Origin of the sequence: Salinicola sp. CPA57 (genome assembly GCF_003206035.1) — a bacterium.
GTDB lineage: Bacteria > Pseudomonadota > Gammaproteobacteria > Pseudomonadales > Halomonadaceae > Salinicola > Salinicola socius.
Genome location: NZ_PZJR01000003.1, coordinates 516,494 through 534,746, shown reverse-complemented (window position 1 = coordinate 534,746; position 18,253 = coordinate 516,494). Strand labels below are relative to the sequence as shown.

17 protein-coding genes are annotated in these 18,253 nt (G+C 62.8%); 2 read left to right on the top strand and 15 right to left on the bottom strand.

The features are described 5' to 3' along the window. Nucleotides 1–19: 19 nt before the first annotated feature. Genes xdhC through xdhA form a run of 3 tightly spaced genes read right to left on the bottom strand, consistent with a single transcriptional unit; the run spans nt 20 to nt 4,963 of the window. The gene (gene xdhC, locus DOM36_RS04750) at nt 20–970 is read right to left on the bottom strand and encodes a xanthine dehydrogenase accessory protein XdhC (protein WP_110641576.1); all 951 of its coding nucleotides are present in this window, start codon (nt 968–970) and stop codon (nt 20–22) included. Beyond that, nucleotides 967–3,480 carry a xanthine dehydrogenase molybdopterin binding subunit gene (gene xdhB / locus DOM36_RS04745; protein WP_110641574.1) on the bottom strand — a complete coding sequence of 838 codons (2,514 nt, stop codon included), beginning with the start codon at nt 3,478–3,480 and terminating at the stop codon, nt 967–969. The genes xdhC and xdhB overlap by 4 nt, the downstream gene beginning before the upstream one ends. Further along, entirely contained in the window at nt 3,464–4,963 is a 1,500-nt protein-coding gene (gene xdhA / locus DOM36_RS04740) for a xanthine dehydrogenase small subunit (protein WP_110641572.1), read from the bottom strand. The genes xdhB and xdhA overlap by 17 nt, the downstream gene beginning before the upstream one ends. A gap of 438 nt (nt 4,964–5,401) precedes the next feature. On the opposite strand from xdhA, the gene DOM36_RS04735 reads away from it, so the two are divergent. Then, complete coding sequence (locus DOM36_RS04735; RefSeq protein ID WP_075570995.1) at nt 5,402–6,049, top strand: TetR family transcriptional regulator C-terminal domain-containing protein; 648 nt, start codon at nt 5,402–5,404, stop codon at nt 6,047–6,049. Nucleotides 6,050–6,417: 368 nt separating this feature from the next. Here the strand turns inward: DOM36_RS04735 and modC are convergent, their stop codons facing one another. The 12 genes from modC to DOM36_RS04675 all read right to left on the bottom strand — a co-directional run bounded on the left by modC (nt 6,418) and on the right by DOM36_RS04675 (nt 17,755). Then, on the bottom strand, nt 6,418–7,524 hold the full coding sequence (gene modC / locus DOM36_RS04730) for a molybdenum ABC transporter ATP-binding protein (RefSeq protein WP_110641570.1): 1,107 nt from the start codon (nt 7,522–7,524) through the stop codon (nt 6,418–6,420). Next, nucleotides 7,521–8,234 (bottom strand): molybdate ABC transporter permease subunit, encoded by a 714-nt coding sequence (gene modB / locus DOM36_RS04725; RefSeq protein ID WP_075570997.1) that lies wholly within the window; start codon nt 8,232–8,234, stop codon nt 7,521–7,523. The genes modC and modB overlap by 4 nt, the downstream gene beginning before the upstream one ends. Before the next feature lie 14 nt (nt 8,235–8,248). After that, the gene (gene modA / locus DOM36_RS04720; RefSeq protein WP_232823726.1) at nt 8,249–9,043 is read right to left on the bottom strand and encodes a molybdate ABC transporter substrate-binding protein; all 795 of its coding nucleotides are present in this window, start codon (nt 9,041–9,043) and stop codon (nt 8,249–8,251) included. Between the two features lie 90 nt (nt 9,044–9,133). Then, nucleotides 9,134–9,574, bottom strand: coding sequence for a winged helix-turn-helix domain-containing protein (locus DOM36_RS04715; RefSeq protein WP_110641568.1), 441 nt, complete (start codon nt 9,572–9,574; stop codon nt 9,134–9,136). 96 nt (nt 9,575–9,670) lie between these two features. Next, complete coding sequence (locus tag DOM36_RS04710) at nt 9,671–11,074, bottom strand: PepSY-associated TM helix domain-containing protein (RefSeq protein ID WP_110641566.1); 1,404 nt, start codon at nt 11,072–11,074, stop codon at nt 9,671–9,673. A 122-nt stretch (nt 11,075–11,196) separates the two neighbouring features. Continuing rightward, on the bottom strand, nt 11,197–11,592 hold the full coding sequence (locus DOM36_RS04705) for a DUF2946 domain-containing protein (RefSeq protein ID WP_110641564.1): 396 nt from the start codon (nt 11,590–11,592) through the stop codon (nt 11,197–11,199). Between the two features lie 83 nt (nt 11,593–11,675). Beyond that, nucleotides 11,676–12,236 (bottom strand): methylated-DNA--[protein]-cysteine S-methyltransferase, encoded by a 561-nt coding sequence (locus tag DOM36_RS04700; protein WP_110641562.1) that lies wholly within the window; start codon nt 12,234–12,236, stop codon nt 11,676–11,678. Further along, on the bottom strand, nt 12,233–13,600 hold the full coding sequence (locus DOM36_RS04695) for an AlkA N-terminal domain-containing protein (RefSeq protein ID WP_110641560.1): 1,368 nt from the start codon (nt 13,598–13,600) through the stop codon (nt 12,233–12,235). The genes DOM36_RS04700 and DOM36_RS04695 overlap by 4 nt, the downstream gene beginning before the upstream one ends. A 191-nt stretch (nt 13,601–13,791) precedes the next feature. Continuing rightward, entirely contained in the window at nt 13,792–15,927 is a 2,136-nt protein-coding gene (locus DOM36_RS04690) for a YjbH domain-containing protein (protein WP_232823725.1), read from the bottom strand. A gap of 9 nt (nt 15,928–15,936) precedes the next feature. Beyond that, nucleotides 15,937–16,752, bottom strand: coding sequence for a capsule biosynthesis GfcC family protein (locus tag DOM36_RS04685; RefSeq protein WP_075571003.1), 816 nt, complete (start codon nt 16,750–16,752; stop codon nt 15,937–15,939). Between the two features lie 86 nt (nt 16,753–16,838). Next, nucleotides 16,839–17,522: a YjbF family lipoprotein gene (locus tag DOM36_RS04680; protein ID WP_083941923.1), complete on the bottom strand. Its 684-nt coding sequence runs from the start codon at nt 17,520–17,522 to the stop codon at nt 16,839–16,841. Then, nucleotides 17,522–17,755: a hypothetical protein gene (locus tag DOM36_RS04675; RefSeq protein WP_075571004.1), complete on the bottom strand. Its 234-nt coding sequence runs from the start codon at nt 17,753–17,755 to the stop codon at nt 17,522–17,524. The genes DOM36_RS04680 and DOM36_RS04675 overlap by 1 nt, the downstream gene beginning before the upstream one ends. A 187-nt stretch (nt 17,756–17,942) precedes the next feature. Here DOM36_RS04675 and DOM36_RS19965 point away from each other — a divergent pair, with 187 nt between their 5' ends. Next, a complete protein-coding gene (locus DOM36_RS19965; RefSeq protein WP_144076919.1) occupies nt 17,943–18,206 on the top strand; it encodes a hypothetical protein in 264 nt (87 codons plus the stop codon). The last annotated feature ends 47 nt before the right edge of the window (nt 18,207–18,253 follow it).

The window sequence follows — 18,253 nt, the reverse complement described above, 5'->3', positions numbered from 1 at the left end:
CTAACGGGAAAATTTCTCACTAGGACTTCCTGGCCGGGATTTTGTCGACGGCGTCGTTCTCGACCCGTTCGGAAGGGGTAAAGGCATTACGCAGGGCTTTTGGTGCGACGCCGCGTTGCGTCGGTCCGGTCACCAGCCTTTGCCGGGCCAGCAGTTCGGCGGCCACGCTGATAGCGATTTCGCGGGGACGTTTGCTGGCGGTCGACCCCAGGCCGATCGGGCAGTGAACCCTGGCCAGCGTGGCGTCATCGAATCCTGCTGCTATCAGCCGCGAACGAAAGCTGGCCCATTTACTCTTCGAGCCGATCAGGCCGATGGACGCCAACGCTTCGCCACCCGGATTGTCACGAGATAGCAGCGTCGCGATCAGATCGCGATCCTGGGCGTGGTCGTGGGTCATTACCACCACGTGACTGCCGGATGGGATCATCGTCACGGCCTGCGCCATGCCTTCCGCACCCGGAAATAACACCATGGGCCGGACGCGAGCGGGGTAGCCGTCGTGGCCGTCCTGCAGCGGAAACGCGTCGGGGCGGCTGTCGTACCAGTCGATGCGCCACGGTAGCGGCGCGAGTAGCTCGACCAACGCCTGGCCGACGTGGCCGGCACCGAACAGCGTCAGGTGACTCTCGGCGCCGACGAACACCTCTAGCAGCACGTGCACGAACCCGCCGCAGCACTGACCGGAGCGAGCGCCCAGTGCGAACGCCTCGAGATAGGTGCCTGCCGCCACGGGCGTCGCCGCCAGATGCCGGCGCGCGGTTTCGATCACCTGCTGTTCGAAATGACCGCCCCCCAGGGTGTCGATGACCTCCGTCCCCGTGACCACCAGCTTGGCGCCGGGCTCCCGCGGCGTCGAGCCCGCGGCGCCGATTACGCTGGCCAGCGCGTGAGGCGTCGCGCTCTCCTGCAGTCGATGCAGCGCGGCGTGCCAGCTTTCCAGGCCCTGGACGCTGTCAGCCGAGCTCATGTCGTTTCCTGTAAATCACGGCTGGCGGCACGGAACGCCTCGGCCGCCATCAGCATGCGTTCCGGCGTGGCGGGGGTGTCCAGCGCCGGGCTGATGCGATAGGCGGCGAGGCTCGCCAGCGCGTCGCGCAGCGCCGACCACACCGAAATACCCAGCATGAACGGCGGTTCGCCCACGGCCTTGGAGCGGTAGATACTGGCCTGGGAGTTGGGGTGGCCTTCGAGCAGTTCGACATTGAAGATCGGAGGCAGGTCACCGAAGGTCGGGATCTTGTAGGTGGCGGGTCCATCGGTGATCAGACGGCCGTCGTCGTTCCACTTCAGCTCTTCGCTGGTCAGCCAGCCCATCCCCTGGATGAAACCACCCTCGACCTGGCCCAGGTCGATCGCCGGATTGAGCGAGTCACCGACGTCATGCAGGATGTCGACGCGTTCGACCCGGTATTCGCCGCTCAGCGTGTCAAGACGGACCTCGCTGACCGATGCCCCGTAGGCAAAATAGTAGAACGGTCGCCCCTGGCCGCTATCGCGATCGTAGTGAATCAGCGGCGTGGAATAGAAACCGGTCGCCGACAGCGAGACCCGGCCGAGATAGGCGGCCTGGATCAGTTCTCCCCACGACACCGCGGGCATCGACGCGCCGGTGTCGGTTATGAGCTTGCCGTTCTCGAGACGCAGCCCTTCGCGGTCGAACTGATAGTGCTCGGCGGCGAAATCGAGCAGGCGCTGGCGGATCTGGCTGGCGGCATCGCGTGCGGCCATGCCGTTGAGGTCCGCGCCGCTGGACGCGGCCGTTGGCGAGGTGTTGGGGACCTTGTCCGTGCGGGTGGCGCTGATGCGCACCGATGCCAGATCGATGCCCAGTTCGCGAGCGACGACCTGACACACCTTGGTGTGCAGGCCCTGACCCATCTCGGTGCCGCCGTGATTGATCATCACGCTGCCATCGGTGTAGACGTGAAGCAGCGCGCCGGCCTGATTGAGATGCTTGGCGGTGAACGAGATGCCGAACTTGACCGGCGTCAACGCCAGGCCCCGCTTGATGATCGGGCTGCGATGGTTGAACTCACGAATCGCGTCGCGCCGTTGCCAGTAGTCGCTGCTGCGCTCCAGACGTTCGATGATCTCCACCATCAAGGGATGCTGGTCCACGTGCTGCCCATAGTGGGTAGTATCACGCCCGGCACGGTAGAGATTGCGCTTGCGCACGGTCAGCGGGTCTTCGCCAATATGACGGGCGATATCGTCCATCGCGCGTTCGACGATCATCATTCCTTGGGGGCCGCCGAAGCCGCGGAAGGCGGTATTCGATGCGGTATGGGTGCGCGCGCGGTGTCCGGTCACGCGTGCCGCCCCCAGCGAATAGGCGTTGTCGGCGTGAAACATGGCGCGGTCGACCACCGCTTCGGAGAGATCCGGCGAGTGGCCGCAATCGCCGATCAGGGTGATATCGCCGCCGAGAATCACCCCGTCGTCGTCGAAACCCAGACGGTAATGATTGTGGAACGGGTGGCGCTTGCCGGTGGCACGAGTGTCTTCGGCGCGCGGCAGGCGCAGGCGGATCGCCCGCCCGGTACGACGTGCCAGCAGCGCCGCCATGCACGCCCAGGGCGCGGCCTGGGTCTCCTTGCCACCAAAGCCGCCGCCCATGCGGCGATTTTCCACCGTCACCGCATGGAACGGAATATCGAGCACCTCGGCGACCAGCTTCTGGGTCTCGCTGGGGTGCTGGTTGGAGGTGTAGACGATGACGCCTTCATCCTCGCTTGGCACGACCAGGCAGGCCTGGCCTTCGAGGTAGAAATGCTCCTGACCGCCGACGAACTGCGCGGCCTCGAGCACGTGGGGTGCGCCCTCCAGCGCCTGCTGCCAATCGCCGCTGACCTGCACATGCGTCGGGCGCACGAACTCGCCGGCCTCGGCGGCGGCAACCGGATCGAAGCGGGGCGGCAGCGGCTCGATCTCGACGACGGCCGCCTTTACGGCGCGGCGCGCTTCGGCATAGCTGGTGGCGGCCACGGCGAACAGGGGTTGCCCGACGTAGCTCACTTCCTCATCGGCGAACAGGGGGTCACCGGGGAACACCGGGCCGATATCGCGATGTCCGGGAATATGCTGCGCCGCGATCACGTCAACGATGCCGGGCATCGCTCGGACCGCGTCGAGATCGAGTCGCGTCACCCGCCCATGAGCGATCTGACTTAGACCTACCATCGCATGCAGCGTACCGTGAGGCGCCGGCAGATCGTCGATGTAGCGCGCCCGTCCGGTGACATGCTTGATGCCGCTTTCGTGGCCCTGAGCATGTCGGGGGCTATTCGACACCGGCCGCGGCGTGACGGTATCGCGTGCCACCGGCTCGTCGCCTTCGAGGCGGCCGATCTCCTGACCCGTATCCGGAGATTCGGATTCGATCCGGGCTTCCAGCGATACCTCGGCATCTGTCCGTCCCGCTTCGGTTTCGGACCGGTGGCGAGAGGTTTTGACGAGTCGTTTAGTGAGCGTACGCATCGAGGGCAACCTCCTGCGTCGGCGAATTCGAGCCGGTGTGGTCCAGCGTCAGGTGCCAGCGCTCGAGCAGATTGACCGCCGCGGCAAGGCGGTAGTCGCTAGAGCCGCGGGTATCACTCATGGGCGTGACTGAATCGCGCAGCGCCTGCTTGGCGGCTTCGAAGGCTGCGGTGTTCGGGGCGCGACCTTCCAGTGCCGCCTCGACGGTTCTGACGCGACGCGGAATCGCAGCCATGCCGCCGTAGGCGACGCGAACATCCGAGAGCACACCGTTCTTCAGCTGCCAACGAAACGCCGCCAGCAGCGTCGAGATATCATCCTCGCGCCGTTTGGAGAGTTTCCATACGCGCTGTTGGAAATCGGCCTCTGGCTTGGGTAGATAGATGGCGGAGATACATTCGCCGGGTGCCAGCGCCGTTTGCTTGTAATCGAGGAAGAACGATTCCAGCGGGAGAGTCCGCACGCCGTCGGGACCGGCCAGGCGAAGCGTGGCGTCCAGTGTCAGCAGCACTGGCGGGGTATCGCCGATCGGTGACGCATTGGCGATATTGCCGCCCACGGTGGCGCGGTTGCGAATCTGCGCCGAACCCAGCCGGGTCAGCAGGTGCGCGAATGCCGGGTAGTGCTCGGCCAGCAGTGGCTCCCACTCCCGATAGGTGAGCGCCGCGCCAATCCACCAGCCTTCGGCGTCTTCCTCGATCTGGCGCAGTTCCCGCACCTGACGCAGATCGATCAGCATCTCGAACGGCTCGAGCTGCTGGGTAACGTCGAGCCACAGATCCGTGGCGCCGGCCACCAGCGGCGCGTCGGGATGTCGGTGCATGGCGGCGATAAGCTCGGCGAGCGTGGTCGGGGTCTGATAGTGGTGCTGATCGGTACGCTGGGCCTGGTCGTCGGCCTTGCAGAACGCTGTCGATCCAACGCGACGGACCTCGTTCTCCAGCGCGGGGTCATCGGCCCAGGACGGGCGGGTATCGGCATGCTCGCCCATGCTCAGGGCGGCATCCCGAATGGGGCGGTAGCCGGTACAGCGGCACAGGTTGCCACCCAGGGTGAGTTCCAGTCCGTGAGCATCCAGCGGCGCGTCTGGCATCCTGCGCTGTCGTTCGTGCAAGGCGAACAGTGACATCACGATACCGGGAGTGCAGAAGCCGCACTGACTGCCATGGCAGGCCACCATCGAAGCCTGCGAGGGGTGCAATGCGTGCCCTCGGGCGATGCCCTCGATGGTGACGAGATGCGTGCCCTGAAGTTGATGTGCCGGCGTGATGCAGGCGTTGGCGGTGCGATAGGTCAGTGGCTGGCCGGTTTCTGCTTCGTCTTTCGGATCGGCGATGGCGACAGTACAGGCGCCACAGTCACCGGAGGCGCAGCCCTCCTTGGTACCACACTTCGCCAGCGGCCCGCGCAGCAGTTCGAGCACGCTCATGTTGGCTTCGGCGGCCACTCGCTGGCGTTGGCCGTTGAGAAAGAATTCGATCATCGGGACCTGTCGTTGTCGTTGTCGTTGTCGTTGTCGTTGTCGTGTAGTTCATCGTGCAAGTCGCCATCCCAGCACTGACGAGTGGATGGGGACCTTATGGAAAAATCCTGACCGATTGGTCAGCTTTTGCTAGCGTCTTCGATTCTGATACGGATGGCAAGTGCACGTTGGCCGGCGCGCTTTGGCAATGTGGGGGCTGACGATGCTGGCGGCCTGGCGACGCAGTCATGATTCTGACTCAGGGCGCGACAAGACAACCCTTGGGATTCAGCATAGCATCGGCGTCGAAAGTCTCCGCATCCGCCCGGTTATCGTCAATCACGCAGGGTTCAGCGGCTCGGAAAAGCACGTAGTGCGGTGGATCGAACGGCATGAGTGTACCGAGGGCCAAGGGGCGGCTTCGGTTCTCAACCAGGTCGATAGGTGCAAGGAGTCTAGGTGGCTAATCATGATCTTCCCGAAGTCACGGTTCGGGAGCGAAACGAACAGCGAATTTTCGACGCGGCGGAAAACGTCTTCGCCCGGTACGGTTATCGGGGGGCCAGTATTCAGGCGATTGCCGCCGCCGCCGGGCTTCCCAAGTCGAACGTTCTCTATTACGTCGGCAGCAAGCGGCGGCTCTACATCATGTTGCTCGAACGCACGATGTGGCGCTGGAACGAGATGCTGAGTGATATCAGTGTCGATGATGATCCGGCAGAAGTGCTCGAGGCTTTCATTCGCAGCAAGATGCGCCTGAGCCAGAGCCATCCTCAGAGTTCACGCCTGTTCGCCAACGAGATACTGCAGGGGGCGCCATTTCTCAAGGAGTCGCTGTTCGGGGAGATGCGGGACTGGGTCGAGTCGCGCACCTGCGTTTTCCGGGAATGGGCGAAGCAGGGTTTGATGGATCCGGTGGACCCGGTCTGGCTGATTTTTCTGATCTGGTCGGCGACACAGCACTACGCGGACTTCGAGACGCAGATCGTGGGGATCACTCACCGCGAGACGCTCGCGGACGAGGATTTTCGATCGGCCAGCGATTTTCTCTGTCAGGTCATCATCAAGGGATGCGGCGTGCGTCGACGTGAACCATCCAAGCCTTGATGGGCGGAAGTCACGGGGAAGAGAGAAGGATAGGGGAAGAGGGGGAAGGGGGAAGAAGGTCACGGTCGACCCGATATCGGAAGCGAGTCCTTTCGCGCTCAACTTCCTGTCGAGTCTCAACCTTGAGGGCCGGCAACGTCCTGTTGCACTGCTGTCGATCCCTGGATGCTGTCCCTGTTCGCGGTCCTTGCGAGCGCGAGTCATCCTTGAAGTTGCTTCCCTGCGGCAGCGGCATCCTGCCACCGGCAGTGTATACGAGGCGGGGCCGATAAAGCGATCAGGAAATTGGTGAAAAGTCCTTTATTTACAAAGTGATACGCTTTGCCATTGGTTCGCTTGCTAGCTTTATATAAGCCTTTGTTTATGCACTAGATCCGGGAGTCGAATGCGACGCTTCGGATCAGCGCCACGGCGGTTTTGCCCTCCGTCAGTTGCATTTCTTCACAAGCCTGACGGGTCAGTCGCGCACGGAGCCGTTGTTCGCCGAAACGCAGGCGCACTTCATTGGCGCTGGGCTCCTGCGGCGAGGCCTCGATCGCTTCGATCGTCGTCGTGATGCCGTTGCGATAACTGGTGCCTTCGGGCATGGCGTGGGCAAGCGCGACATCGCGCACGCCGACGCGTAGACGCACCGGCGTACCGGGGGGCTGGTCGACAGCGGGAATGCGCAATGTCTGGCCATCGTCGAGGGCGACTTGTGTCAGTGAATAGACGCTATCGTGATCGACCACCTTGGCGCTCAGGCGGGTGGCGGCGTCGAAACCACCGAGTCGGTCGGTCAGATCGAGCCGCATCATCAACTCGTCCAACTGGCCGTGGGCCGTCAGGCGACCCTGCTCGACCAGCGCCAGATGATCGGCAATCGTGGCGATTTCCGCAGTATCGTGACTGACGTAGACCACAGGGATGTCGATCTCCCGGGTCAAGCGGACGAGATAGCGCAGCAGCTCCTGCTTTCGCTCGCCATCCAGCCCGGTCAACGGCTCATCCAGCAACAGCAGGCGAGGGTGGGTCAGCAGTGCTCTGCCGATGGCAACACGTCTGGCCTCGCCGCCGGACAGCGTGCCCGGCAGGCGCTCCAGCAGGTGACCGATCCCCAACAATGTCACCAGATCGTCGAAGCGCGAACGGGCGCTCGGCGGCATGCCGTAGGTCAGGTTGCCGCGCACGCGATAGTGCGGAAACAGCCGCGCTTCCTGAAACACGATGCCCAGCTGACGTTTGTGAACCGGAACCTGAGTTCTGCCTGCAACATCGGTCAAGGTGCGTTCGCCAAGCCGGACGTAGCCGGCATCCGGTCGGTCGAGGCCGGCAATCAACCTCAGAAGGCTGGTCTTGCCACTGCCCGATTGGCCGAACAGGGCGGTCACTCCGCTGGCAGGTACCGCGAGCGAGATATCCAGATCGAACTCCCCGAGCCGCTTTTGCAGGCGACAGTCCAGGGTATGGTTGCGCTCCAGGGACGGCTCGCTCATCGATCCCGCTCCTGCAGGCGCTGCCGGGCCCGGCGAGCCAGCCATTCCGACGCCATCAGCGAGAGCATGGCGATCACGATCGAGAGCACGCAGAGTCGCGCGGCGGCGGCTTCCTTGCCGGGTGTCTGAATCAGGGTATAGAGCGCCAGTGGCAGGGTGCGCGTCTCGCCGGGAATATTGGAGGCGAAAGTGATGGTGGCGCCGAATTCCGACAGCGCGCGGGCAAATGCCAGTACCGTGCCGGTCAGCAGGCCCGGCACTGCCAAGGGGAGGGTGATCGTGAACAGCACGCGCCAGCGATTCGCACCCAGCGTGCCGGCGGCGGCCTCCAGCTTGGGGTCGACCGCTTCCAGCGATAGCCTGACGGCGCGCACCAGCAGGGGAAACGCCATCACGCCACCGGCGATGGCCGCGCCCTGCCAGGTGAACGGTAACGAGAAGCCGAAGCCCTGATACAACCACTGGCCCAGCCAGCCATTGCGCCCCAGCGACAGCAACAGCAGATAGCCCACCACGACCGGCGGGAGTACCAGCGGCAAGTGCAACAAACCGTCGAGCAGGGCTTTGCCGCGAAACTCGTGCCGTGCCAGCAGCCAGGCGACGGCGATGCCGGGGACCAGAATCCAGCCGACGGCACTGCCGGCGATTTTCAGGCTGAGGATGATCGCCTGCCATTCGGCTTCGGAAAGGGCTATCGCCTCGAGAAACATCCAGTCCTCGGCTATCAGTCGGATTCGACGGGGGTGAAGCCGTAACGGGAGAAGATGGCTAGCGCATCATCGCCGGCCAACCATTGCCGAAACGCTTCGGTGGCATCGCTTGGTTCTGGATTCACCACGGCGAGGGGATAGGTGATCGGATCGTGACTGTCGTCAGGGAATGCACCGATTTCCCTGACCTTGTCGCTGGCCTTGGCATCCGTTTCGTAGACGATGCCCAGCGGGGCTTCTCCGCGCTCTACCAGTGCCATCGCCGCGCGTACGTTATCGCCGTTGGCGAGACGCGACTCCAGCGCTTCCCATTCACCAATCGACTGCAGCGCCTGCCTGGCATAGATCCCGGCCGGGACATTGCTGGTCTCGCCAACCGAAAGTCGCCGATCATCGCCGAGCTGGGAAACGATCGTGGTCTCACCGCCCGGGGTGAAATCCGCGATATGGCTTTGGGTCGGCGCAATCAACACCAGCCGATTCGCGAGCAGGTCGACACGCTGGCTGACAGCGACGTTCTGATCTTCCAGCCAGTTCATCCATTGCTCATTGGCGGAGATATAGACATCAGCCGGGGCGCCACTGGCGATCTGACGCGCGAGCGTCGAGGACGAGGCATAAACCGGAACGATATCGACGTCGTGTCCGGATTCGTAAGATTGGATCGCCTGGTCCATGGCATTGGTCATCGAGGCGGCGGCGTAGACCTGAACCTGCGCCTTGGCATCATCGGCGGCGCGGGCACCGAATGGCAGACCCGTGGCCACGGCCAGCAGGCAGAAACAAGAGAGTCGGACGGGGGCGATCACAGAATTCTCGCTATGTATGAATGGAAATAACGAGAATCACTATAGCTTTCGGTCGTTCGGCGGTCGAGGGAAAACCGGATGCCGCGACTCTCAATCGGATTCGATACCTGACCCCGGCGCCGGCTCCGCCTCAGGCTCGGACGCCGAGCCGGCGTGAGAAGAAGAGGCGTACTCGCGATCCGGCGAGAGACTCTTCAGCAGCGCCTGACCGCTGGGGTTCCGGGCCAGATCCGCCGTCAGCTGACGATAGTGGACGATGAGCCGGCGGCCCAGATCGGTGAGCGTCGCGCCGCCACGCTGGGTGCCACCGCTGGCGGTATTGACCACCGGGGCGGCTAGATGCCGATTCATGGTATCCAGCAGTTGCCACGCCTTTTTATAGCTCAGGCCCATGTCACGACACGCCGCGGCGATCGAACCGTGTCGCTCGATCGCTTCCAGTAGCTCGATCTTGCCGGGTCCGAGCACGATCTCCGTGTCGGCGACCAGGCGAATTTGAAGGCGCGGCGTAGGGTGGTGAGTGCGGGTCATGGCGGCATCATGGTGGTGGCGAGCCCCTCGTTTTACCACAGGTGGCAAGACCGGGGCTCGTCAGCGGCTCGTCATGGACGCATCATGAACGACGGATCATGCCGTCCGGGTCAGCGCTCGACGGGTACCCGCTCGCCAGCGCAGCCAATCCAGCATCACGAACAGCGCCAGGCTGGCGCCCATCACCGGCAAGGCATATCCCAGGGCGGCAGCGATGAGAACGGCACCAAGCTGCGATCGTCGTCCCATTCGGCGGTAGATGGATATGAGTGTCTGTGCCTCGCCGGATGCGGCGGATCGCCTTCGCCACCACATCGCGTAGCCCCAGCACACCAAAGTCGCCAGACTGGCGGCAAAGCCGATCAGCACCAGCTGATTGGGAAGCCCGAACAGAATGCCCATGTGCAGATCGATCCCCCAGCGGGTCAGCTTGGCGGCTAACGGGAAGGTGGCGAAATCGGCGCGATCGGTGACCGCGAAAGTCTGTGGATCGAGGGCGACCTGATCGACCTGGGTGGGCCACTCCCGACCGATTTCACGGATCTTCCAGGCCTGCAGCGGTGAACTCGGTGGCACGATTTCAATCTGAGTGGCGTCGATGCCAGCGGCCCGCGCGGCCCTCAAGGCCTGGTCGAAATCGCCGAGCGACAGCGACGAGAGTTGCGACATGGCCATGTCGGCGTGTCCGGCTGACGCATGATGCGCGGCATGCGGGTCGCTTTCCCGTGCCGGACCTGTCTGTACGGAATTCGCAGCCAGCTGCGTGGAGACGCTAGGCGTGCCCCAGCCCCAGGCGTGGCGAAGTTGCGCGATGTTGCCACCGGCCCACTGCGACCAGGTCAATCCCGTCGCCGAGAAGAACAGCAGACCGATCAGCGCGATGGACCCCAGCGTGGCGTGACGCTGACGCAAACGCTGCGGACCGGCTGTCTGTCGTCTGACCCGGCGCTGGCGCCACCACAGGAAACCGCCACCCAGCGCGGCGATCCATAGCCACGAAGCCGCCAGCTCGCTATAGAGCCGGCCGACGTCGCCCAGCAGCAGGCTGCGATGGAACTGATCGATGAAGGTTCGCAGCGGCAGGATGCCGCTGGTCCCGTAGACCGGCATGTCGCCGCGGATTTCGAGCGTGACCGGATCGATGAAGATCGCTCGGTGCTCCGAAGGCCCTAACTGTTCGCCTGTGAACATGACCCGCGTGGTCGTCCCCGGCTCCGGCGCGGGGCGAACGGCGGCGGGCAGGGAAGCGATGCCGGCGGCGTGCCGGGCGGCTTCTATCTGGCGCGACAGCGGCTGGGATTCTCCCTCGCTGCGAGTGGTCAGGGCATCGTGATAAAGCCACTCCTCGAGCTGCGGCGTCAGCGCATAGGCGATACCGGAAAGCGCGGCGACGAGTAGAAAGGGGCCGACGAAAAGGCCGACATAGAAGTGGAGACGCGTGATCAGTGCGACCCACAGGGGCGGCGTGCGGCGATGGGTCGCCGATGAAACGGTGTCCATGGAAGAACTCCTGACCTGAATCGGTGTGTCGCGCAGGACGCTGAGGCGTCGAGCGCACACGGGCGTCGCCGACGATGCATCTTTCAGAAGCAGGTAGGCGGCAACGATAGGAACGGCGTGATTCAGGCCAGCGGCGGTGCTCGGGAGGCGTAGCGGGGATAGATCGGGGCCGTGGATGGCGACACCTTCATCGCCATCGGCCGGAAGACCACCGGAGGCGGCGTTACCGGCGGCATCTCGCGTGGGGGCTCGAGCCCCGGTGCATGCAGGAAAAGATCGCAGTAGCCACACGCGGCCATGTCGAAGTGACTGACGAGATGAGCGTCGCCAGTGGCTCCGGAATCGCCGGCATTGTGAGTATCAGCCGCTCCGTGGTGCGTCATGCCAGCCATGGCGCCAGACGGCATTTCCATCAACCGCTGCATCTGGCTGATCAACGGCCCCGTGAACGCCATCAACATGGCGAACAGCGCGAGCGCGGTCAGCGAGCGGTTCCAGCGGTGGCAGAAATGCGTCATTGTCGATCCAGGACGCCGTTGTCAGACCGCGACTCTACCCGTTGGCGTTTTCGCCGCCAATCATGGCCGGCTGGGGTGAGTGATTATGTCGCACCGAGCGGAAGTCCAATTTGCGCTGCGTTTTCTCCGAGCCTTGTCCGTTCATGCTGCAGAAGCCAGCGTTTTCGCTCGAGCCCGCCAGCGTACCCGGTCAGTTTGCCGTTGCTGCCGATGACTCGGTGACAGGGAACGATCAGCGAAAGTGGATTACGCCCGTTCGCCGCACCGACCGCTCTTACTGCGAGCGGCGTTCCGATCGCAATGGCGATCTCCCTGTAGCTGCAGGTCTGACCGTAAGGAATGGCTCGGAGCGCGCGCCAGACCATTGTCTGAAAATCGGTGCCCCGCGGTGTCATCGGCAGATCGAACGCCGTCAGCTCTCCTGAGAAGTAGGATTCCAGTTGCTGCGCGCAACGCTCGGTGATGGCGTTGCCGCGCTCGGGCAGGTTCGGGCTGCTCGAAAAGGCGAGCCAAGTGAGTCCGCGATCGGTGGCGCGTATCTCGATGGGGCCGAGCGGGATCGGCTCCGGTGGGCGGTAGATCTGGACGTAGTCGTCGTGGCGTGCCGGGAGTCGCGAATCGTCGAATGGCGAGAAGGATGTCATAGGATCCGATTCCACAGTTGCAGTGTGAGATAGCTCCGCCAGGGCGAGGCGAGCGCGGGGTCGATCGATGTCGACAGGGTGGCAAGCGCGCGTCGCACGCCAACATCGCCATCGAGCCAGATGTCCGGGTCTGCGTTACCGCGAAAGGCGGCGACATTGGCGGTCCAGGGGCCAATCCCCTTGAGCGTGAGCCACTGCTGAGGGTCGTCGCCGACTTCTCCGCTGGCATAGGCGACTGCCAGACGGCGCACGGTCTCGCGACGGCTGCCGGGCAGCTTCAGAAAGCTCAGATCGCTGGCGGCGATGACGCTGGCGGCAGGAAAGTGGCGGCGCTTGTTCCCCGCGCGTTCCCCGAGCTGATCGACCAGCTGCTGGATCAAGCGATTGGCGGCGGCAATCGAGATCTGCTGCCCCAGCACGGCGCGGATACCGGACTCGAACACGTTCCACGATCCTGGCAAGCGTAAGCCCTCGGCTAGCGTCAGTTCGGGAACGCACTGGCCCAGATGCGCTTCGATGGTTTGGGTATCGGCGTCCAGGTCCAGCATGCGCCGAATCTGGCGAACGATCGCGTTCAGCTCGCCGAGCTCGTTCAGCACCAGCGTTACCTCGAACTGGTGTCGCTCGGCATCGTGCCGGGCCTCGAAATGTCCGGTCGTCGCGCCATAGCGGATCGTGCGCCCGATCGATTGCTCGCCGACCCATTCCAGGCCCTCGATGACATGGACCGCAAAGAAATGGCGCAGTCGTTCCCACTGATAGGGTGGACGATAGGCCAGTTTGAGGGTCAGAGCGGCATTTTTCCGACTCCGGCGACGGCGGATGTCGGTTGGCGTCAGCGACATCTGACGTTTGAAAGCGTCGTTGAAGCGGCGCAAGCTCGAAAAGCCGCTGGCGTGGGCGACGTCGATCACCGGCAGCGTCGTCTCGTGCAGCAGTTTCTTGGCGAAAAGACACTGGCGGTAGAGCGAATAGGCCTTGGGCGACACTCCGAAGCGACGCTGAAACAGCTGACGCAGATAGCGTTCACCGATACCCAGTCGCTCACAGAGCTGTGTGACGTCTCCATTCTGCAGTGCGCCGCCGTCGATCAGACCTATCGCCCGCGCCAGCGTGGTCCCGGACCCGATCCAGGCGGGCGAGTCCGGCGCGCTGTCCGGCCGGCAGCGTAGGCAGGGTCGATAGCCAGCGCTGGACGCCGCGACGGCGGATTCGAAGTAGCGCACGTGGCGTTCCTGCGGCAGTGTTGCCGGACAGACGGGGCGGCAGAAGATGCCGGTGGTGCTGACGGCGATGAAGAATCGGCCGTCGAAGCGGGCATCTCTGGCCAGACGGGCGCTTCGGCACTGCTGCGGGTCGAGCATGGTGGCGGATCCTGATCATCGTCTCGAGGTCATTGTAACGCCTGACCACGGGTTGACTGGCCGGATCCGGCACTCAATGCGCTTCCTCTGGACTCTGGCCCGAGAATCCGGTGTCTCGACTACCCGCCGAAAAAAAAACGGCGCTTCGGAGGCCCCGTGAAAAGGCCGTGCGTTCAACACGCTGGAGGATACTACTTCCAGAGTTTGTCGTAGTCGTCCCAGTAGTGACCCATGTCGCGATCCTGCGTCAGTCCGTACAGCGTGTACCGGCGGGCGAGACGGGCACCGCCATCGCGCGTCAGCGGCTGCCAGGCGATGGTCGTGCTGCTGCGGCTGGACTCGGAGAAGAAAGCATCGAACGGGATGGAGACGTAGAGTCCTTTGTCGAAACTACCTTCGCCGTAGTCGTCGCCGGCATCCGTCAGCGTTGCCCAGGCACCGATCCTTACCCCCGAGTCGAACTGGCGAGACAGATCGAACGTCGCGCCGACATCCTTGGCCAGATATCGGCCTACGCTGACCTGAGCGAGCACGTCTTCGATACCGGTTTCGATGTAGGCCGTTGCGTGCCCGGTCCAGGTATCGTAGTCACGCATGTCGAAGCGCTGATCGAAATCGCGTTGTTTGACCCAGTTGAGATCGACGCCGAATGCCACCGGGCTGTTGAACGGACGATAGAGCACTTCGCCACCCGCACCGGCATACATCATCTCCAGCAAGCCGCCATAGGCCATGCCGTACCAGTCCTGGCCGAAACGCGTGGTGCGAGTGTACTGCAGGTTGTAGATGCCGAGACTGGTCTCTTCGAGATAGCGATTGATGTTGGTGCGTACGCGCGGCAGTTGCGAGTTGGCGACATAATCGTAGTCATCGAAATTGTCTGCCAGGTTCAGCGCCGCTCGACCGCTGAACCAGCCATTGGGATCCGTGCGGTACTCGGCATCCAGCTTGGCGTAAAGCTGGTAGAGGTAGCCATCCGGCCCGCCCAGATTCTGGTTCAGACCGGGTGAAAGACTCCAGCTGAACTGGTCGAGATCATCCTGGTAGAGCACGTCGCCGTTGGGCGAGATATCGCTCGGTCGAGTCAATGCAGAGGCATACAGCCCATAGTGATACTGCTGATCGTAGGCGGTGGAACTGGCCGCGCTGAGATAGGCCTGGCGGTCGTGGACATCGTCGCGCAAGCCCATGCCGACGCTCTGCCAACGATAACGGTAGGTATCGATATCTTCAGCGGTATGGTTGTTGAGGATGCGATTGGCGCGATCCTCGCTTTCCAGCATCGAACGATATTTGGTCGCTTCGGCTTCGACGATGAGTTCATCGTCGTGACGGGTGATTCGACGGACGCGCATGCCGGCGTTGTTCCGGAGTTGGGCGCTGACCGCGCTCCAGTCCTGAGTCGTCTGCCGCGGTGCCGCCTCGATCGGCGCTGGCTGGGGGTCACCGGTCTTGGGTTGGGAGATACCCGCAAGATTGCCCCGGAAGGTAATGCCGAACATCGCGGTGTCGCCGCGCTCCCACCCGGCGCTCAATGAGACATTGTCGTTGAGGCTCAGGCGGGCACCGACGTTAACCGGGGAGCTCTGGGTCAACGAGGTTTCGAACGGCTCGCTGCGATAATCGTTGCCGTCGTACTCGAGCTGGAGGGATAGCGGTTCCCAACCGGTCTGATACTCGACGCCGCCGAAAACACCCACGTCGCCACTGAAAATGTCACCGAACTCGAAATCGCCAGCTTCGTCCGGGTTTTCCGTGGCGCGTTCGTCGAAGCGATCCGATACCGCCGACAGGGGATTGCCGATGCCGCCACCGTTGGCCAGATAGCCCCAGCCGAGCCCCAGGGTGAAATCGAAATCGTACCAGCGTTTGCTGGCAACCAGATATTCGCTGCCGAACAGACCGGTACCGCCGAAATCCCGAAAGCCCAGCGCCACGGCCGGCGTGTCGCGGTCCTCTTCCAGCAGGCGCAATTTGAAGTCTATGCCTTTGTCCAGATAGGAACGGTCAGGATCGCTGGAGGCGGGGTAATCCTGGCTGGTGATGGCCGTATAGCGAAAGCCTGCTTCCAGCCAGTCCATGGGCTGAAAGCTGATGTTGTATCGAAGATAAGGCGACACGTGGCTGTGATTGAGGGAGATGTCTCCCAGCGGAGCCATACGTGCCGTCGGGGTCTGCATCAACCCGACGCCGCCGAAATCGGTTCGAGCCTGTCCCAATTCCGCGTGCGTGACCGGCGCGTACGCCATCAGCATCGGAAGCGAGACCCCCATTACCGGCGTGAACAGGCGCAGCGGGTTCCAGCGGCGATCTGCGAGTATCGTCATGAGCATGGCTTACTGATAAAGATTGGCGGGATCGACCGTGATGCATTCATCGCCGGGCAAACGGGTGGATAGAAACTGAGGAAGTGCCATATCGATCCACTGCGCCCCGACCGATTCCAGCGGCAGGGCGATAATCGCCCGGGTGCCGGGTACCAGCGGTGCTTGATCATGATTCCAGGCGGCGATACCCAGCTCGCGTATGTCGCCCTGAGGTGTGACCAGTTGCAGGGTGTCGGCGCGGGCGTAGGCGTCCTCGGGAAGCTGGTCGATCAGCGTGTCCGTGGTCATTCCCGGTTGCCATGCCAGGCGTTTCACGCCGAACGGGGTCCAGGCCTCCACCCAGTCGGGTGTCAGGCACCAGCCGAGCTGATCGACATCCTCCACCTTGGGCACCTCGCGGAGATGAGCCATTAACCAGGTGGGATCGACCCGGCCGGGGACTCGACCCTTGTCCAGCTTGCCGAGCGCTTCTTTCCAGGCTTCGAGACCGTCCGCGATTTCCGGCGCTGCGAGCATGCGGGCCTGCAACGATAACCCCTCCAGTTCGGCACGCAGACGTTGCTGACGCTGTCGATTCTCGGCTTCCAGGGCATTACGCACCACAAAGGCGCGTGACCAGTTCACGGGGGTTTCGCGTTCCACCGTGAGCCAGGCGTCGAGTAGAGAGGGAGCCGGCGGAGCAGGCATCTGTCCCTCGATATCGATCGTGAACGTCGAAGCCGGCTGGGTGTCGTCCTGAGCGCTGGCCAGACCGGCCAGGCTGCACAGCAGGAGCGCCACCACCCGGGAAAAAGCGGGTGGCAGCCAGTTGTGGGGACTCACCATTTGTCGATCTCATCCTTGATTGGCTTCACGAATATGCCTGCTACTTACTGATGTCGCCGAGTGTCGGTTCGTTGTCCGGGCAGGCATCACCAGGGGCGAGCGACTTGCCAGTCGAATGTCGGGGCGCCTGGCCAGGGTTGGGTCTCGACGGCCCACAAGCGCCCATCCTCGGGCGTTCGCCACAGCGTACCGTAGGTGGTGGTGCCGTCGTCCCAGGCCAGGGTTTCCCGGCAAGCTTGTAGCTTCAGCGACATCAGTGGCAGCTCGACGTCCTCGACGGCGGTATCACAGTCGAGGCTGGCATCCGCTTGACCGCGATGGGTATACCCATCTGCCGATTTCCACTCGCGCGTCACTCGGTAGGTGACCATCGCAGCGTTTCCCCGCCATGGGTGAGCGTCGCTGCCGCTGTCGCTCACGTCGCTGATCTGCGTGTCTATCAGGTTCTGCTCGAGTCCAGCGCTGCTATGCAGATAGCCATCCTGCAGCGCTACCGTCGAGCCGTCACGGAATTGCCAATAGCTCAGATCTGCTACCTGACTGGCCAGAATCACCAGACCGCCGTAACCGTCGACGTGCAAATCGACCGACGCATAAGGGATCGAGTCGGCTTGAGCCGATATCTCGTTGCCAGAGAACCCGGCAGCCATGTCCTCGAGCGAACGGTCACTGCCGATCGAGCACCCTGCCAGAGTGAGGCTGGCAGCGAAGAGGCAAAAGAAGACCGCCCGAGGGCGGCCTTCCAAACGGGAATGACGGACTGCTGTCATTACCGGGTTCCGGTCGTACCGGTCGTGCCGGTCGTTCCGGTGGTGCCATCACTGCCCCCTGCTGCGGCTAGTGCGCCGACCGATGACGCCGCTGTGCTGGCGCCGACAGCCGAAGCTGTCGACGTGCTCGCGGCGGTACCGGCACCGGCGGCGCTACCCGTTGCAACTTCCTGGGCGGCGGCGAGTGAAGAGACAGCCATTAACGCGACTGCCATGATGGCTAGTTTCTTCATAAGTACCTCCTAACGTGTTGGTTAAACCAACGAGTGTGGTCCGAGGACCACCCCCATTCTTACCAATATTATATCTTTGAGCAATTATAACTTGCCAATCATGCCACCTCTGGCATCTCTAATGTGTCAAGAATAAGTCAAATTTTCATATTGCACCGAATGGCAACAAGTATAGTTAGCTTTGTTCATGCTGGTGCAAGTTTTGCCGGAGAATGCAAGAAATGTCGAATGTGTTTTTATGAAACAAAATGTCGTCAAGCCGTGTTTTCACAGTCAAAATTGTCTACAAAAGGCGACGCCCGTTATTCTTGAGGCGAGCGTGAACGTTTCATGTCGGCGTTTTCCAGTGACGGTTATCCGTGGCATGGGGTTTGGTTACCGGCGTAAAAAGGGCCAGGAGGCAGGCGGCGCTGAAAAAATGAGCGATAAGCCACTGAAAAATAGGGGGTGATTTTTTCATCACAAGAAATGTTTCAAAATGATTCCAATGTAAGTTTT

Bases quoted from the DNA above. Each gene is read 5' to 3' on its own strand.
- DOM36_RS04680 (WP_083941923.1), bottom strand. From the start codon at position 17,522: ATGACAGCAGTCCGTCATTCCCGTTTGGAAGGCCGCCCTCGGGCGGTC.
- DOM36_RS04700 (WP_110641562.1), bottom strand. From the start codon at position 12,236: ATGACATCCTTCTCGCCATTCGACGATTCGCGACTCCCGGCACGCCAC.
- modC (WP_110641570.1), bottom strand. From the start codon at position 7,524: ATGAGCGAGCCGTCCCTGGAGCGCAACCATACCCTGGACTGTCGCCTG.
- DOM36_RS04690 (WP_232823725.1), bottom strand. From the start codon at position 15,927: ATGACGATACTCGCAGATCGCCGCTGGAACCCGCTGCGCCTGTTCACG.
- DOM36_RS04685 (WP_075571003.1), bottom strand. From the start codon at position 16,752: ATGGTGAGTCCCCACAACTGGCTGCCACCCGCTTTTTCCCGGGTGGTG.
- DOM36_RS19965 (WP_144076919.1), top strand. From the start codon at position 17,943: ATGCTGGTGCAAGTTTTGCCGGAGAATGCAAGAAATGTCGAATGTGTT.
- xdhC (WP_110641576.1), bottom strand. From the start codon at position 970: ATGAGCTCGGCTGACAGCGTCCAGGGCCTGGAAAGCTGGCACGCCGCG.
- DOM36_RS04715 (WP_110641568.1), bottom strand. From the start codon at position 9,574: ATGACCCGCACTCACCACCCTACGCCGCGCCTTCAAATTCGCCTGGTC.
- DOM36_RS04705 (WP_110641564.1), bottom strand. From the start codon at position 11,592: ATGACGCATTTCTGCCACCGCTGGAACCGCTCGCTGACCGCGCTCGCG.
- xdhB (WP_110641574.1), bottom strand. From the start codon at position 3,480: ATGCGTACGCTCACTAAACGACTCGTCAAAACCTCTCGCCACCGGTCC.
- xdhA (WP_110641572.1), bottom strand. From the start codon at position 4,963: ATGATCGAATTCTTTCTCAACGGCCAACGCCAGCGAGTGGCCGCCGAA.
- DOM36_RS04710 (WP_110641566.1), bottom strand. From the start codon at position 11,074: ATGGACACCGTTTCATCGGCGACCCATCGCCGCACGCCGCCCCTGTGG.
- modB (WP_075570997.1), bottom strand. From the start codon at position 8,234: ATGTTTCTCGAGGCGATAGCCCTTTCCGAAGCCGAATGGCAGGCGATC.
- DOM36_RS04675 (WP_075571004.1), bottom strand. From the start codon at position 17,755: ATGAAGAAACTAGCCATCATGGCAGTCGCGTTAATGGCTGTCTCTTCA.
- DOM36_RS04695 (WP_110641560.1), bottom strand. From the start codon at position 13,600: ATGCTCGACCCGCAGCAGTGCCGAAGCGCCCGTCTGGCCAGAGATGCC.